This is a genomic window from Bradyrhizobium sp. JR3.5 (genome assembly GCF_054057015.1).
In genome coordinates, this window is record NZ_JBSRYV010000002.1 from 2,504,074 (window position 1) to 2,518,627 (window position 14,554).

A 14,554-nucleotide genomic window follows, 5' to 3' on the forward strand; every position below is an offset into this window, starting at 1 on the left:
CCATGCCTCAGCAAGTGGGGAGATGGATTGCTTCGCTCCGCTCGCAATGACGGGGAGAGACCTCGGAATAAGTCGTCCTCAATCATTTCTGGCAATGCGCGCAGGTGCCGGCGATCTCGACCACGGAGAGCTTTGGGATGAAGCCCGAGGCCCGCGCCGCGGCGGTCAGGCTTTGCGCGACCGGGGCGGCCGGGATTTCGCCGACCGAGCCGCAATGGTCGCAGATCAGGAACGCCACCATCGAGGTCTCGTCATGATCGTGCGCACAGGCGAGGAAGGCGTTGCGGCTTTCGATGCGGTGAACGAGGCCGTTCTCCATCAGGAAATCGAGCGCGCGATAGACGGTAATCGGTGCCGGCCGCGGCATCGTCTTGGCCAGTTCGTCGATCACCTCATAGGCGCCGAGCGGCCGATGGCTCGACAGCAGCGCCTGCAGCACCTGACGCCGGATCGGGGTGAATTTCTGGCCGCGGCGCGCACACACCTGTTCGGCATGCGCCATCGCGTCCGCGGCGCAGCGGCCGTGATCGTGGTCGGGGGCAGGAAACGTCGGCTTGGCGAGGCTCATTGCCCGGATATGTAGCATTTCCGCGCTCGTTCCCATAGCCCGGCCCAGGCCCAATCATCGAAGCCCAATACCCAAGCCCGGTACCGAAGCCAGTCTCTCACGGCCTTGCAGCCATGTGCGCCATGCGGGGCAGCCTCCCATTAACCTCGCATGCAGAATTCATAAGCAAGCTTATTATATTGCAAGCTTATGGAGGCAAGATTGATGCGCGGTTCCGTGGACGCGAACTTCATGTTTACGCTCGGCGAATTGTTCCGGCTGATCCGCGTCTATGCCGACAAGGAGGCCGCGCGCTACGGCATCACGCGTGCGCAATGGGCCGTGCTGTCGAAGGTGGAGCGCCAGGAAGGGCTGAAGCAGACCGAGCTCGCCGAGCTGCTCGAGATGCAGCCGATCACCCTGACGCGGCTGATCGACAAGCTCTGCGACAATGACTGGATCGAGCGCCGCAGCGACGAGAACGATCGCCGCGTCAACCGCCTCTATCTGAAGAAGGCCGCGCGCCCGCTGCTCGGGAAGCTGGCCGGTCTGCGCTCCGAACTCACCGCGACCGCGCTCGAGGGCATCAGCCCCGCTGACGCGCACCGCCTGCTCACTCAATTGGAATCGATCAAGGAAAACGTTCGCAATGCCATCCAAAACCCAGCCGGCGAGCCCCCCCGAAAGGAACAACGCTATGGCTGAACCCGTCCTCAAGCTGGCCCCTGAACAGAAGGGCAATCCGGGCGTATCAGCGCCGTCGGGCAAGGCGAGCCGCGCGCCGCGCCGCCGCCTGATGGCGGGCCTGCGGCGCTATCGCCGGGTGCTGCTGCTCGTCGTGCTGCCGATCGTGGCGGTGATCGGCGGCGGCGTGTTCTATCTCAATGGCGGCCGCTATGTCGGCACCGACGACGCCTATGTCGGCGCGCAGAAGGTGCTGATCACGCCGGAAATCTCCGGCAAGATCGACAAGATCGTCGTGAAGGAAGGCCAGCACGTCAGGAAGGGCGACGAGCTGTTCGAGATCGACCCGGTGCCGTTCCGCCTCGCGGTCGACCAGGCCAAGGCGGCGCTCGACCAGACCAGGACCACCTATGACAATCTGGTCGAGAACATCAAGATCAACACCAGGATGCTCGAATTCGCCCAGCAGAGCATCGAATTGAAGAGGAAGGACGTCGATCGCAAATCGACGCTCGCCAAGCAGAATTTCGGCTCGCAGCTCGACCTCGACAACGCGGCGAATGCGCAGGTCACGGCCGAGAGCCTGGCGCAATACATCAGGCAGCAGATCTCCAACGCCAAGACGCAGCTGCTCGGCGATGTCGATTTGCCGATCGAGCGATTCCCGCCCTACGCCCAGGCCAAGGCCAAGCTCGACGACGCCCAGCGCAATCTCGATCACACCGTGCTGCGCGCGCCGATGGACGGCGTGGCGACCCAGGTCGACCAGATCCAGCTCGGCCGCTTCGTCGCCGCAGGCGCGCCGGTGTTCTCGGTGATCGATGTCGACCATCCCTGGGTCGACGCCAATCCGAAGGAAAGCGACTTCACCTATGTCGCGGTCGGCCAGCCGGTGACGCTCGACGTCGACGCGTTCCCGAACCATGAATTCAAGGGCAAGATCGGCTCGCTGTCGCCCGGCACCGGCGCGCAGTTCGCGATCCTGCCGCCGCAAAACGCCACCGGCAACTTCGTCAAGGTGGTGCAGCGGGTGCCGGTGCGGATCTACTTCGACGAGAACGATCCGTTCGTGAAGAAGCTGAAGGCCGGCATGAGCGTCTACGCGACGATCGACACCAGCCACCGCCGCACGCTGGCCGGCCTGCTCGGACTGGGCTCAGCCTCCGCGCATCCGGACCACGAGTAGGATGAAATGCGGTCGATAATCGACCGCAGAGACAGTGCGCCCCCTCTCCCGCTTGCGGGGGAGGGCTGGGGTGGGGGCTCTCTCCACGAGTCACATTGCGGAGAGAGCCCCCACCCGGCGCTACGCGCCGACCTCCCCCGCAAGCGGGAGAGGTGACCCCCGACACATTCGACAAAGCGAGATCGACCTGAATGAATGCACCGTCACCATCCGCCGTGCCCGGCATGCGCCGGAACATGGTGACGATCTGCGCGATGACCGCGACGATCATGCAGGCGCTCGACACCACGATCGCCAACGTCGCGCTGCCCTATATGCAGGGTTCGCTGTCGGCCTCGCAGGACCAGATCAACTGGGTGCTGACCTCCTACATCGTCGCGGCCGCGATCATGACCGCGCCGGTGGGCTGGATCGCCAACCGCTTCGGCCGCAAGCGCATCTTCATCATCTGCTCGGCCGGCTTCACCGTTGCCTCGGTGTTCTGCGGCCTGGCGCAGGACATCAACCAGATGGTGCTGTTCCGCCTGTTGCAGGGAGTGTTCGGCGCGGCGCTGGTGCCGCTGTCACAAGCGGTGATGCTCGATTCCTACGCGCTGCATGAGCGCGCCAAGGCGATGTCGATCTGGGGCATGGGCGTGATGATGGGTCCGATCATGGGTCCCTCGCTCGGTGCCTGGCTGACCGAGACCTATTCCTGGCACTGGGTGTTCTTCGTCAATCTGCCGTTCGGCTTCGTCACGGTGCTCGGCCTGATCATCTTCATGGACGAGACCAGGCAGGACCACGCGCTGCGCTTCGACTGGTTCGGCTTCGGCGCGCTCGCGGTCGCGATCGGCGCGCTGCAACTCGCGCTGGACCGCGGCGAGCAGCTCGGCTGGCTGGAATCCAACGAGATCATGATCGAGTTCATTGTGGCGGCGGTCGGCGCCTATTTCTTCTTCGCCCATTCGCTGACCACCGACAAGCCGTTCATCCAGTTCGCGATCTTCAAGGACCGCAATTTCCTCGGCGGCGTCGTGTTCATGACGGTGATGGGCCTCGTGCTGTATTCGACCATGGCGCTGTCCTCGCCGTATCTGCAGAACGTGGTCGGCTATCCGATCATCACCGCCGGCCTGTTGCTGGCGACCCGCGGCGCCGGCACCTTCGTCGCGATGATGCTGGTCGGCCGCCTGATGCGCTACATCGAGGCGCGCACGCTGATCATTTCCGGCCTGGCACTGACCGCGGCGTCGCTGTTCCAGATGACCGGCTGGACCGACATGACGCAGGCGAGCGAGATCATCGTCGTCAGCGTGATCCAGGGCTTTGGCTTCGGCCTCGTGTTCGTGCCGCTGTCGACGGTGGCGTTCCTGACGCTGCCCAACCAGCTGCGTACCGACGGCACCTCGATGCTGACGCTGTTCCGCAACGTCGCAAGCTCGATCGGCATCTCGATCGTGATCGCGCAGCTTACGGAAGGCGGGCGGCGGATCTACGCAAAGCTGTCGGAGCAGATCAATCCGTTCAACCACGCGCTGCAGATGCCCGATGTCGCCGGCATGATCAACCTCAACACCGATGCCGGCCGCGCGATGGCCGACAGGATGGTGGCGGCGCAGTCGCAGATCATCGCATTCTCGCACGACTACCAGCTGGTGATGCTGTTCATCCTGGTCTCGATCCCGCTCGCGCTGATGATCGGCTCGACCAAGGCCACGCTGCGCGCGCAGTCGGCGCCGCCGGATCATGCCGCGGTGATGGAGTAGGTCCTCGCGTCCCTGCGCTTCGATCGCACTCGCTAACCGCGCGATTGATGTCATCGCCCGGCTTGACCGGGCGATCCAGTGCGCCGCGGCTTATCGGCTCAAGCACTGCAGCCTCTGGAATACTGGGTCGCCCGGTCAAGCCGGGCGACGACAGTTTTTCAATGCGGCGCCCCCCTCCGAAAGCGCAAGACGCCGCAGCCGCAAGCGCGTTGACTTTCCGGGGTCGCCTCCCAATACTCGCTAGAAAACAAGCAATACCGTCACAGCAATGACGGCTTCAGGGGAGGACGCGATGCCGACTTCACGCAGGACGCTGCTGAAGACTTCAGCGGCTGCCGCCGCTGCTTTCAGCTTGGATTGGACACGCGCGCAGGCGCAGGCCGAAACGGTCCGGATCGGCGTGATCTACGACCTGACCGGTCCGTTTGCCGCCGGCGGCTCGGTCGCCTCCTCGATCGGCACGCAGATCGCGATCGATCTCGTCAATGAGAAGGGTGGCGTCGGCGGCAAGTACAAGATCGCGCCGGTCAACGTCGATTCCCAAAGCAAGCCTGATGTCGCGATCAACGAGGCCAATCGCCTGATCGACCAGGAGAAGGTCGATATCCTCAACGGCGTGTTCGCGAGCTCGCACGCGGTGCCGCTCGCCGCCAAGGTTGAGCAGCAGAAGCGGATCCTCTGGATCACGACCGCGGTCTCGACCGCCGTATTCAAGGACAAGAACCTGCAATACGTGTTCCGCGCGCAGATCCATTCCGACCAGTACGGCCAGGCCTTCGGCGGCTTCCTCGCCGAACACGCCAAGGCCAGGCTCGGCATGGAGCCGAAAGACGTCAAGGTCGCGCTGATCCATGAGGACGGTCCCTACGGCGTCGGCGTCGCCGCCGCCGACGAAACCTTCGCGAAGGAAGCCGGGCTGCAGGTCGTGCTCAAGGAAGGCTATTCGGCCTCCGCCCCCGATCTCTCCGTGCTGGTGACCAAATTGAAGCGCGCGAAGGCCGACATCATCTCGCATGCCGGCTACAACCCCGACATCACGCTGTTCCTGCGCCAGGCGCGCGAGAGCGGACTGAAATTCAAGATGCTGTTCGGCGCCGGCGCCGGCTATAGCCAGCTCGACAAGCTGCGCACGACGTTCGGCGCCGACATCGACAATTTCTGCAACATCGATCCCGTTCCGGCGCAGCTGCTCGATCCCGCCAAGCTGGCGCCGGGGGTCGGCGACCTCACCAAGGTGATGGTCGCGCGGTATCGCGAGAAGACCAGCGCCACCGAAGTGCCGCCGCACTGCTCGATGGGCTTCAACCAGACCTGGGTGCTGCTCAACAATGTGCTGCCGGTCGCCAAGGAGAAATATGGCGGCTTCGATCCCGAGGCGATCCGCAAGGCCGCGCTCGATGTCGACATCCCGCCGGGCGGCACCATCCAGGGCTATGGCGTAAAATTCTATCCGCCGGGCACGCCGATGTCCGGCCAGAACGAGCGCTCGACACCTGTCGTGATGCAGAACGCCGGCGAGCGCATCACCGTGGTGTGGCCCACCAACATCCGGACGCAGGATCCGGTGTTTCCGCTGCCGAAGGGATCCGTGTACGGGGCGTAGCGTTCGCGCGTTTGTTGGGGCGAGTTGGGAACCAGCCCCGTCATCCTGAGGTGCGAGCCTCTTCGGCGAGCCTCGAAGGATGCGCGGCCCCACTCTGGCCGATTCATCCTTCGAGGCTCGCTCCGCTCGCACCTCAGGATGACGGGGCTGGCATATGCACACGTGAGACGAGAGCAATCATGCTGCTTTTCGCGCGCACCTACAGCACCACCCGCTTGCCCTCATCCGCGGCCCAATAGCCGGCGTAATTCACCTTCGTCGTCTCATACGCCAGCGCAAGGCCGGCGAGCGGTGCGCGGCCGGTCGCGACGCATTCCATGAAATCCTGGATCTCCTGCAGGTAGCCGCGGGTCCATTCCTCTTCGAGGCAGACATATTGCCAGCCGGTTTTGCGATCGACCTTCTCGGTGATGTACACGGAGGCGAGCTTCTCCTCCGAGGTCTGGTAGCTCACAAGGTGCGTGTTCGGCGTGATGTTGGCGAACAGCGAGCCGCCTGACGTGTAGGTCTCGATCAGATTGCGCACGCCGCCCATGATCATGTCGCCGGAGAACACCGTCGCCTTGGTGCCGTCGGAGAAGGTCGCGGTCAGCGTGCCCCAATCCTCGACGTCGACCGGATTGGCCTTGATGTAGCCGCGCTCCTCGGGCTTGAGACCGGCGGTGACGTTGCCGACATCGCAGGTGACGCTGGCAACGTGTATCGCCTCGCCGCGCGCGCGGGCCTCGACCTGCTTGAGATAGAGCACGGCCGACAGCGGATGACAGCCCATCCGGATCAGTGAGCCGCCGCCGGTCATCGCCCACTCTGCGGCGTGCGCGGCATGCGAGCCGGAATGGCTCTCCTCGCCCTTCATGAACAGGATCTTGTCGCCTGTCGCGCGGATGATCTCGGCGGTCTTGGTCACCGCCGGAGCGTAGACCCAGTCCTCGGCATACATGAAGAGCTTTCCGCTGCGCTCGATCGCGGCGCGGGTCTGCTCCATCTCCGCCATCACCCGCTGGTACATCAACGCCTTCGGGACATGCTTGCCGATCGGTTGCTTGTCACCCTTGCGGCCGAAATAGCCGCTGAACGGTTTTTCGCAAATCACGTGCTTGCCGGCCTGCATCGCGTCTACGATCATCGCGGCATGAAGGTTGGGCGGCGTGCAGATGTCGATGACGTCGAGCTCATCGTCGGCGACCAGCTCGGGGAAGCTGCGATAGGCGTTCGGGATTTCGTGCTTGCGCGCGAACTCGACCACGTGAGCGCCGCGCGCCGCCACCGCCCTCACCTCGACATCGACGCCATAGACCCGCCGATAGGCGACCATGTGCAGCTCCGACACGAAGCCGCAGCCGGCCAGACCGATCCTGATTTTTGTCATTGATGTCTCCGCCCTTCAAGCGGGCGGAGAGTAGCGTGCAGCCATCACGGCGTCGAACGCATTTCCCATCGCCGCATGCGACGGTGCCAGTCCCGTGAACAGCTTGAATGCATCGGCCGAGGCGTTGATCGCGAGGTCCCGTCCGGTCAGGACGCTTGCGCCCTTGGCTTTGGCCGCTGTCAGCAGCGGCGTCCAGAGCGGCGTGTAGACCGCGTCGGCAACCCACATCGAGCGTTGCAGCAGCGCATCCGGCACCGGCGTCTCGCGGCTCGGCAGCATGCCGACCGGCGTTGCATTGACCAAGCCCACGGCGCCGTCCACCGCGATCGCGACGCTGGTGGCGTGGACCGCGTGGCGATCCCGCAGCTGGGCCGCAAGCTGCGCGGCCTTGGCGGCATCGGCGTCGAAGATCCTGATCCCGGCGACGCCGAGGCCGGCGAGCGCAAAGGCGATCGCCTTGCCGACGCCGCCGGCACCGATCAGCGCGATCGGACCGCGCGGCGCTGACGCAAGCAGCGGTTCGATCGCACGCGCAAACCCCGTCGCATCGGTGTTGTGTCCGATCAGCCGGGCGCCACTGGCGACGATGGTGTTGACCGCGCCGATCGCGCGCGCATCCGGCGCGAGGTCATCGAGCAGATCGATGACCGCCTCCTTGTAGGGAAAAGTGACGTTGACGCCGGCAAAGCCGAGCCGCCTGACGCCCTCCAGCATCGCACGCAGATCGTCGCGCCCGGCGGCCTTCACTTCGATGAGCTGGTAGTGAGCGCGAACGCCGAGCACGGCGGCGGCCTGCTCGTGCATCGCAGGCGCCGCCGAATGCGCGATCGGACACCCAATCAGACCGGTCAGGAAACGATCGCGCATTGTCCCTCACATCGGTCGCACTCAGCTCATGCGGTCGAGCCGAGCATAGCTGTCTTCCATGCCGTGCTCCATGCCGGTCGCGAGCATCGCCGCGCGCGTCTCGGCATCCGGCAAGGTCATCCGCATCGTCATCACGGTGCCGCTGCCGTCGGGCGCAAACCGCGTCTAGACATGATTGTCCGGCGTCGCATCCGGCAGATGCATGCGCTCGACATGCACGATACGGCTGAACGGTTCGAGCGCGACATATTCGCCGGTCAGATGAAAGCCGCCGCCCTTGCCGTCGGTCCATTCGTAACGAATCTTGCCGCCGGGCCTGAGCTCGCTGACGCAGACCGGCATGGTCCAGCCTTCCGGGCCGAGCAGCCACTTCTGCAGCAGCTCCGGCTCGGTATGCGCGCGATACACCGCCTCGGGCGGCGCGACGAAGCGCCTGGTGACAACGATGTAGCGGTCGCCTTCGGTCTTCAGCGTCAACTTGCTCATGGGATACCCTTCACTTCTCAGGCTTCATGGCGGCCAGCACTCCGTCCAGCCGGTCGTAGTTGGTTTCCAGCGCCCGCCGCAGCATGCCGAGCCATTGATCGATCTCGGCGACCGCCGTCGGCGCCAGCCGGCACGGCCGCTTGGTGCCTTCAACGCGCCGGACGATCAGGCCCGCGCCCTCGAGCACCTTGAGATGGCGGGAGATCGCGGGCTGGGTCATCTCGAACGGCTCGACCAGCTCCATCACAGTCGCCTCGCCCAGCGCGAGACGCGCGAGGATCGCCCGGCGGGTCGGGTCGGCGAGCGCGGAGAAGGCGGCGTCGAGGCTGGCCATGCTTGACCTCATCTCAGTTATATAACTAAATTGCTATATAACCGGTTGTGCATAGTCAAGCGAAATCCGCTGCGGCGAGGGCGCGCAGCGGATTTGGGTCGTCCCTTCATGCTGGATTTGCGCGCCGCCGGGCGCGGTCAGCGGCTAGACGTCGAAGAACACCGTTTCGTTGTCGCCCTGCAGATGGACGTCGAACGTGTAGGTGTTGCCCGCGCCGGCCTTGCGTTTCGCAATCAGCGTGGCGCGGCGATCGGCCGGCACCAATGCGAGCACAGGATCGCCGGCGTTGCCGGCTTCGTCGTCGAAATAGATCCGGGTGTAGAGGTGCAGCAGCATGCCGCGCGCGAACACCGCGAGCACGATGTGCGGCGCCTGCGGCTTGCCGTCGGCGTCAGGCACCACGCCTGGCTTGATGGTTTCGAACGCATAGCCACCGCTCTTGTCGGTGCCACAGCGGCCAAAACCCTTGAAGGAGGAGTTCGGCAGCGCGCGCGCATCCTGCGGATCGGAGAAGCGGCCCTGGCTGTCGGCCTGCCAGATCTCCAGCATGCAGTCCGGGATCACGGCGCCGTCGCCATCGTAGACGGTGCCCTCGACGCGGATGCGCTTGCCCGAGACGTCAGGCGTTAGCAGATTGTTGCTGAAGGCGTCGTTCCACGCATATTCGCCGTTCGGCGTCAGGCCGTACTTGAAGTAGGGACCGACGGTCTGCGAGGGCGTGATTCCATCAGGACGCTGGTTCGACACTTACTTGGTCTCCATCGGCGTGGCGTTGCACCCGCGCAGCACGATATCGAAGCGGTAGCACAGCGCCCATTCCGGCTTGGTGTTCTCGAGATCGAACGACGAGATCATCCGCGCCCGCGCCTTCTCATCCGTCACCGAGTTGAAGATCGGATCGAACGGAAACAGCGGATCGCCGGGGAAATACATCTGCGTCACCAGACGCGAGATAAAGGAGTGGCCGAACACCGAGAAGTGGATATGCGCGGGCCGCCACGCATTGTGGTGATTGCCCCAGGGGTAGGCGCCGGGCTTGATGGTGATGAACTTGTAATAACCCTTGTCATCGCTCTGGGTGCGGCCGGCGCCGGTGAAATTGGGATCGAGCGGCGCCGGATGCTGGTCGACGACATGGATGTAGCGGCCGCAGGCATTGGCCTGCCACAGTTCGACCAGCGTGTTGGGCACGCCGCGGCCGTCCTCGTCGCGCACATGACCGTGCACGATGATGCGCTCGCCGAGCGGCTCACCCTTGGCCTGGATGGTGAGATCGTTGTCGTGCTCGCGCACCGTCTCATGGCCATAGACCGGCCCGGTCAATTCCGAGAGCGTGTGCCGCATCGGGATCAGCGGCTTCTGCGGCGAGCGCTTCACGGTGGAGCGATAGTCCGGCGACAGCCGCGCCGGATGGGCCGCAAGCGATTGCAGCGGATACAACAGGGTCATGGCGAATTTCCTCCGCGGCCCACGCGCCCGGTGAGCTCACATCAGATCATTATAATGCATAACCAAATTGGGGAAGGGCTGTTTTCAGCCCTTCCAGGTATTTGGATTAATTCAGCTTTTCGATCGCGACCGCGACGCCTTGGCCGACCCCGACGCACATAGTTGCCAAGGCAAGCTTCCCGCCCCGCTTCTCCATGCCGTGCACGGCGGTCAGCACCAGCCGCGCGCCGCTCATGCCGAGCGGGTGACCGAGCGCGATCGCGCCGCCATGCGGATTGACGAAATCGGCATCTTCCTTGACGCCGAGTTGGCGCAGGCATGCGATGCCCTGCGAGGCGAAGGCCTCGTTGAGCTCGATCAGATCGAAGTCCGACACCTTGATGCCGAGCCGCTCGACCAGCTTCCTGGTCGCGGGCACCGGGCCGATGCCCATGATGCGCGGCGGCACCGCGGCCGAGGCGAGACCGAGGATCTTTGCGCGCGGGGTCAGGCCGTGCTTCTTCACCGCTAGCTCGGAGGCGAGGATCATCGCGGCGGCACCGTCATTGACACCCGACGCGTTGCCCGCGGTCACCGTGCCCGGATTGCGCACGATCGGCTTCAGCTTGGCGAGAGCTTCGAGCGTGGTCTCCGGCCGCGGATGCTCGTCCTTGTCGACCGTGATGGGACCGGCCTTGCCGCCGGGCACCTGGATCGGCACGATCTCCTCGGCGAAATAGCCCGACGCGATCGCGGCACCGGCGCGCTGCTGCGAGCGGATCGCCATCGCGTCCTGATCGGCGCGCGAGACCTGGAATTCCTCGGCGACGTTCTCGCCGGTCTCCGGCATCGCATCGACGCCGTACTGCGCCTTCATCAAGGGATTGATGAAGCGCCAGCCGATCGTGGTGTCGTAGATCTCGGACGAGCGTGAGAAGGCTTCCGCGGCCTTGCCCATCACGAACGGCGCGCGCGTCATCGATTCGACGCCGCCTGCGATCGCGAAATCGATCTCGCCGGCGCGGATCGCGCGGCCCGCGGCACCGACCGCATCGAGGCCGGAGGCGCAGAGCCGGTTCAGGGTCTGGCCGGGAACCGATTCCGGCATGCCGGCGAGCAGGAGCGCCATGCGCGCGACGTTGCGGTTGTCCTCGCCGGCCTGGTTGGCGCAGCCGAAAAAGACCTCGTCGACCTGATTCCAGTCGAGCGTCGGGTGCTTGGCCATCAGCGCCTTGATCGGGGCCGCCGCGAGATCGTCGGCGCGCACCTTGGCGAGCGAGCCGCCGAAACGGCCGATCGGAGTCCGGACGGCATCGCAAATGAACACATCACGCATTGAATCTCTCCCTGAATGCCGCGACTTAGGCGCTGGATCGGCTGGAACTTGAGGTGAGTTTTAGGAGTGTGCCCGCGGCAGGTCAATTGACGTGGCTGCGTGGCATCAGCGCGTTCCCGTGAGGCCTCGTCATATTTCGAGCCGTGGAGAGGGTGGAAAACCCCATCCTCTTGGATAGGACCGCGCGACGAAATTTTGTAGTTTCCGCTCCCTCATGACCATTCAGCAGCCCATCCCCGTTCCGCCCGAAGCCACAGCCGCCGAGGCGCCGTCGCGCGTCACGCCGATGATGGAACAGTATCTGGAGATCAAGGCGGCCCATCCCGGCCTGTTGCTGTTCTACCGGATGGGCGATTTCTACGAGCTATTCTTCGAGGACGCGGAGATCGCCTCGAAGACGCTCGGCATCGTGCTGACCAAGCGCGGCAAGCACCAGGGCATGGACATCCCGATGTGCGGCGTGCCGGTCGAACGTTCCGAGGACTATCTGCATCGCCTGATCGGCGCCGGGCACCGCGTCGCGGTGTGCGAGCAGACCGAAAATCCCGCGGAGGCAAAGGCTCGCGGCAACAAGAGTGTGGTCCGCCGCGGCGTGGTGCGGCTGGTGACGCCGGGCACGTTGACCGAAGACACGCTGCTCGACGCCCGCACCAACAATTACCTGATCGCGATCGCTCGCGCCCGCGGCTCGGCCGGCGCGGATCGGCTTGGTCTTGCCTGGATCGACATCTCGACCTCGGAATTCATGGTGACGGAGTGCGCGACCGCGGAGCTTGCGGCAACGCTGGCGCGCATCAATCCGAACGAGGCCATCGTCACCGACGCGCTCTACAGCGACAACGAGCTCGCGCCGACCTTGCGCGAGCTGCCGTCGGTGACGCCGCTGACCCGCGACGTGTTCGACAGCGCCACCGCCGAGCGGCGGCTGTGCGACTATTTCGCGGTCGCGACCATGGACGGTCTCTCCGCGATGTCGCGGCTGGAGGCGACCGCCGCCGCCGCCGCCGTCACCTATATCGACCGCACCCAGGTCGGCAAACGTCCGCCGCTGTCGCCGCCGGCGCGCGAGGCCGCCGGCACCACGATGGCGATCGACCCGGCGACCCGGGCCAATCTCGAACTGACGCGCACGCTAGCCGGCGAGCGCCGCGGCTCGCTGCTCGATGCGATCGACTGCACCGTCACTGCGGCTGGCTCGCGCCTCCTCGCGCAGCGCCTTGCCGCACCGCTCACCGATGTTGCCGTGATCGCGCGGCGGCTCGATGCCGTGTCCGCCTTCGTCGCGGATTCCGCGGCGCGCGAGGACATCAGAACCGTGCTGCGCGCGGCACCCGATATGTCGCGCGCGTTGGCGCGGCTCTCGGTCGGCCGCGGCGGGCCGCGCGACCTCGCCAGCCTGCGTGACGGCATCCTCGCCGCCGACCAGGCGCTGGAGCTGCTGGCGCAGCTCGCTAGTCCCCCGGCCGAAATCTCGACCGTGATGGCGGCGCTACAGCGTCCGTCACGCGATCTGGCGCAGGAATTCTCCCGCGCACTCTCCGAGCAATTGCCGCTGATCAAGCGCGACGGCGGCTTCGTCCGCGAAGGTTATGAGGCCGCGCTCGACGAAAGCCGGAACCTGCGCGATGCGTCGCGCCTCGTCGTCGCCGCGATGCAGGCGCGCTACGCCGAGGACACCTGCATCAAGACGCTGAAGATCCGGCACAACAATGTGCTGGGCTATTTCGTCGAGGTCACCGCGCAGCACGGCGACAAGCTGTTCGCGCCGCCCCTCAATGCGACCTTCATCCATCGCCAGACGCTGGCCGGACAGGTTCGCTTCACCACCTCGGAACTCGGCGAGACCGAGGCCAAGATCGCCAACGCCGGCGAGCGCGCGCTCAATCTCGAGCTCGAGATCTTCGAGCGGCTGAGCGCGATGGCGCTCGCCGCCAGCGACGATCTGCGCAACGCCGCGCATGCCTTTGCGATGCTCGACGTCGCGACCTCGCTGGCGAAGCTTGCGATCGACGACAATTACGTGCGGCCCGACGTCGACGGCTCGCTCGGCTTTGCGATCGAGGGCGGCCGCCATCCGGTGGTCGAGCAGGCGCTGAAGCGCGACGGCCAGCCGTTCATTGCCAATGCCTGCGATCTGTCGCCCGCGCCCGGACAGAAATCCGGCCAGCTCTGGCTGATCACCGGTCCGAACATGGCCGGCAAATCGACCTTCCTGCGCCAGAATGCGCTGATCGCGCTGCTGGCGCAGATCGGCTCTTATGTGCCGGCGTCGCGGGCGCGGCTCGGCATCGTCGACCGGCTGTTCTCGCGCGTCGGCGCCGCCGACGATCTTGCGCGCGGACGCTCGACCTTCATGGTCGAGATGGTCGAAACCGCCGTAATCCTGAACCAGGCGAGCGAGCGATCGCTGGTGATCCTCGACGAGATCGGCCGGGGAACGGCGACCTTCGACGGCCTGTCGATCGCTTGGGCCGCGATCGAGCATCTGCACGAGAGCAACCGCTGCCGCACGCTCTTTGCCACCCACTATCACGAGCTGACCGCGCTCTCGGCCAAGCTGCCGCGGATGTTCAACGCCACGGTGCGGGTGAAGGAGTGGCAGGGCGACGTCGTGTTCCTGCACGAGGTGCTGCCGGGCTCCGCCGACCGCTCCTACGGCATCCAGGTCGCAAAACTCGCCGGCCTGCCGCCCGCCGTGATCACGCGCGCCAAATCAGTGCTGGCGAAACTCGAGGCCCAGGATCGCGGCCAGACCGCCCGCGCGCTTGCCGATGACCTGCCGCTGTTCGCCGTGCCCTCCCGCGCCGCAAGTGAGGACAAGCCGCCGAGCGAGGCGGATTTGCTGGTCGAGGCGGTGAAGGCGCTGCATCCCGACGAGATGTCACCGCGCGAAGCGCTGGATGCGCTGTATGCATTGCGGGCGAAACTGCCGAAGGGGTAGCGCTCTCCATCGTCATTGCGAGCGA

Annotated in this window: 13 protein-coding genes; 5 read left to right on the forward strand and 8 right to left on the reverse strand. The window is 65.3% G+C overall.

Annotation, left to right across the window (positions count from 1 at the left end; genetic code table 11):
- Positions 1–82: 82 nt before the first annotated feature.
- Entirely contained in the window at positions 83–568 is a 486-nt protein-coding gene (locus ACVWW1_RS28880; protein WP_028338147.1) for a Fur family transcriptional regulator, read from the reverse strand.
- A gap of 201 nt (positions 569–769) precedes the next feature.
- Between ACVWW1_RS28880 and ACVWW1_RS28885 the strand changes: the two genes are divergently transcribed.
- The 4 genes from ACVWW1_RS28885 (at position 770) to ACVWW1_RS28900 (ending at position 5,768) form a co-directional block, all read left to right on the forward strand.
- Positions 770–1,252: a MarR family winged helix-turn-helix transcriptional regulator gene (locus ACVWW1_RS28885; RefSeq protein ID WP_173640067.1), complete on the forward strand. Its 483-nt coding sequence runs from the start codon at positions 770–772 to the stop codon at positions 1,250–1,252.
- Positions 1,245–2,417: an HlyD family secretion protein gene (locus ACVWW1_RS28890; RefSeq protein ID WP_456658247.1), complete on the forward strand. Its 1,173-nt coding sequence runs from the start codon at positions 1,245–1,247 to the stop codon at positions 2,415–2,417. Before ACVWW1_RS28885 ends, ACVWW1_RS28890 begins: the two co-directional genes overlap by 8 nt.
- 191 nt (positions 2,418–2,608) lie before the next feature.
- Entirely contained in the window at positions 2,609–4,165 is a 1,557-nt protein-coding gene (locus ACVWW1_RS28895; RefSeq protein ID WP_456658248.1) for an MDR family MFS transporter, read from the forward strand.
- A 292-nt stretch (positions 4,166–4,457) separates the two neighbouring features.
- Positions 4,458–5,768: an ABC transporter substrate-binding protein gene (locus ACVWW1_RS28900; protein ID WP_456658249.1), complete on the forward strand. Its 1,311-nt coding sequence runs from the start codon at positions 4,458–4,460 to the stop codon at positions 5,766–5,768.
- A 199-nt stretch (positions 5,769–5,967) separates the two neighbouring features.
- Here the strand turns inward: ACVWW1_RS28900 and ACVWW1_RS28905 are convergent, their stop codons facing one another.
- The 7 genes from ACVWW1_RS28905 to pcaF form a co-directional block, all read right to left on the reverse strand.
- Complete coding sequence (locus ACVWW1_RS28905) at positions 5,968–7,137, reverse strand: Gfo/Idh/MocA family protein (RefSeq protein WP_456658250.1); 1,170 nt, start codon at positions 7,135–7,137, stop codon at positions 5,968–5,970.
- Between the two features lie 15 nt (positions 7,138–7,152).
- Positions 7,153–8,004 carry a shikimate dehydrogenase gene (locus ACVWW1_RS28910; protein ID WP_456658251.1) on the reverse strand — a complete coding sequence of 284 codons (852 nt, stop codon included), beginning with the start codon at positions 8,002–8,004 and terminating at the stop codon, positions 7,153–7,155.
- Between the two features lie 165 nt (positions 8,005–8,169).
- Positions 8,170–8,490 carry an SRPBCC domain-containing protein gene (locus ACVWW1_RS28915; protein WP_456658252.1) on the reverse strand — a complete coding sequence of 107 codons (321 nt, stop codon included), beginning with the start codon at positions 8,488–8,490 and terminating at the stop codon, positions 8,170–8,172.
- Positions 8,491–8,500: 10 nt separating this feature from the next.
- Positions 8,501–8,824: an ArsR/SmtB family transcription factor gene (locus ACVWW1_RS28920; protein ID WP_207834457.1), complete on the reverse strand. Its 324-nt coding sequence runs from the start codon at positions 8,822–8,824 to the stop codon at positions 8,501–8,503.
- 144 nt (positions 8,825–8,968) lie between these two features.
- Entirely contained in the window at positions 8,969–9,571 is a 603-nt protein-coding gene (pcaG, locus tag ACVWW1_RS28925; RefSeq protein ID WP_456658253.1) for a protocatechuate 3,4-dioxygenase subunit alpha, read from the reverse strand.
- Positions 9,572–10,273, reverse strand: coding sequence for a protocatechuate 3,4-dioxygenase subunit beta (gene pcaH / locus ACVWW1_RS28930; protein WP_456658254.1), 702 nt, complete (start codon positions 10,271–10,273; stop codon positions 9,572–9,574).
- Positions 10,274–10,379: 106 nt separating this feature from the next.
- Positions 10,380–11,588: a 3-oxoadipyl-CoA thiolase gene (pcaF, locus tag ACVWW1_RS28935; protein WP_456658255.1), complete on the reverse strand. Its 1,209-nt coding sequence runs from the start codon at positions 11,586–11,588 to the stop codon at positions 10,380–10,382.
- A gap of 214 nt (positions 11,589–11,802) precedes the next feature.
- On the opposite strand from pcaF, the gene mutS reads away from it, so the two are divergent.
- Positions 11,803–14,529 (forward strand): DNA mismatch repair protein MutS, encoded by a 2,727-nt coding sequence (mutS, locus tag ACVWW1_RS28940; RefSeq protein WP_456658256.1) that lies wholly within the window; start codon positions 11,803–11,805, stop codon positions 14,527–14,529.
- Positions 14,530–14,554: the final 25 nt, after the last annotated feature.

Excerpts from the sequence above, each read along its gene's own strand:
- ACVWW1_RS28880 (WP_028338147.1), bottom strand. The coding sequence starts at position 568 with ATGAGCCTCGCCAAGCCGACGTTTCCTGCCCCCGACCACGATCACGGC.
- ACVWW1_RS28890 (WP_456658247.1), top strand. The coding sequence starts at position 1,245 with ATGGCTGAACCCGTCCTCAAGCTGGCCCCTGAACAGAAGGGCAATCCG.
- ACVWW1_RS28895 (WP_456658248.1), top strand. The coding sequence starts at position 2,609 with ATGAATGCACCGTCACCATCCGCCGTGCCCGGCATGCGCCGGAACATG.
- ACVWW1_RS28900 (WP_456658249.1), top strand. The coding sequence starts at position 4,458 with ATGCCGACTTCACGCAGGACGCTGCTGAAGACTTCAGCGGCTGCCGCC.
- ACVWW1_RS28905 (WP_456658250.1), bottom strand. The coding sequence starts at position 7,137 with ATGACAAAAATCAGGATCGGTCTGGCCGGCTGCGGCTTCGTGTCGGAG.
- ACVWW1_RS28910 (WP_456658251.1), bottom strand. The coding sequence starts at position 8,004 with ATGCGCGATCGTTTCCTGACCGGTCTGATTGGGTGTCCGATCGCGCAT.
- ACVWW1_RS28915 (WP_456658252.1), bottom strand. The coding sequence starts at position 8,490 with ATGAGCAAGTTGACGCTGAAGACCGAAGGCGACCGCTACATCGTTGTC.
- ACVWW1_RS28920 (WP_207834457.1), bottom strand. The coding sequence starts at position 8,824 with ATGGCCAGCCTCGACGCCGCCTTCTCCGCGCTCGCCGACCCGACCCGC.
- pcaH (WP_456658254.1), bottom strand. The coding sequence starts at position 10,273 with ATGACCCTGTTGTATCCGCTGCAATCGCTTGCGGCCCATCCGGCGCGG.
- pcaF (WP_456658255.1), bottom strand. The coding sequence starts at position 11,588 with ATGCGTGATGTGTTCATTTGCGATGCCGTCCGGACTCCGATCGGCCGT.
- mutS (WP_456658256.1), top strand. The coding sequence starts at position 11,803 with ATGACCATTCAGCAGCCCATCCCCGTTCCGCCCGAAGCCACAGCCGCC.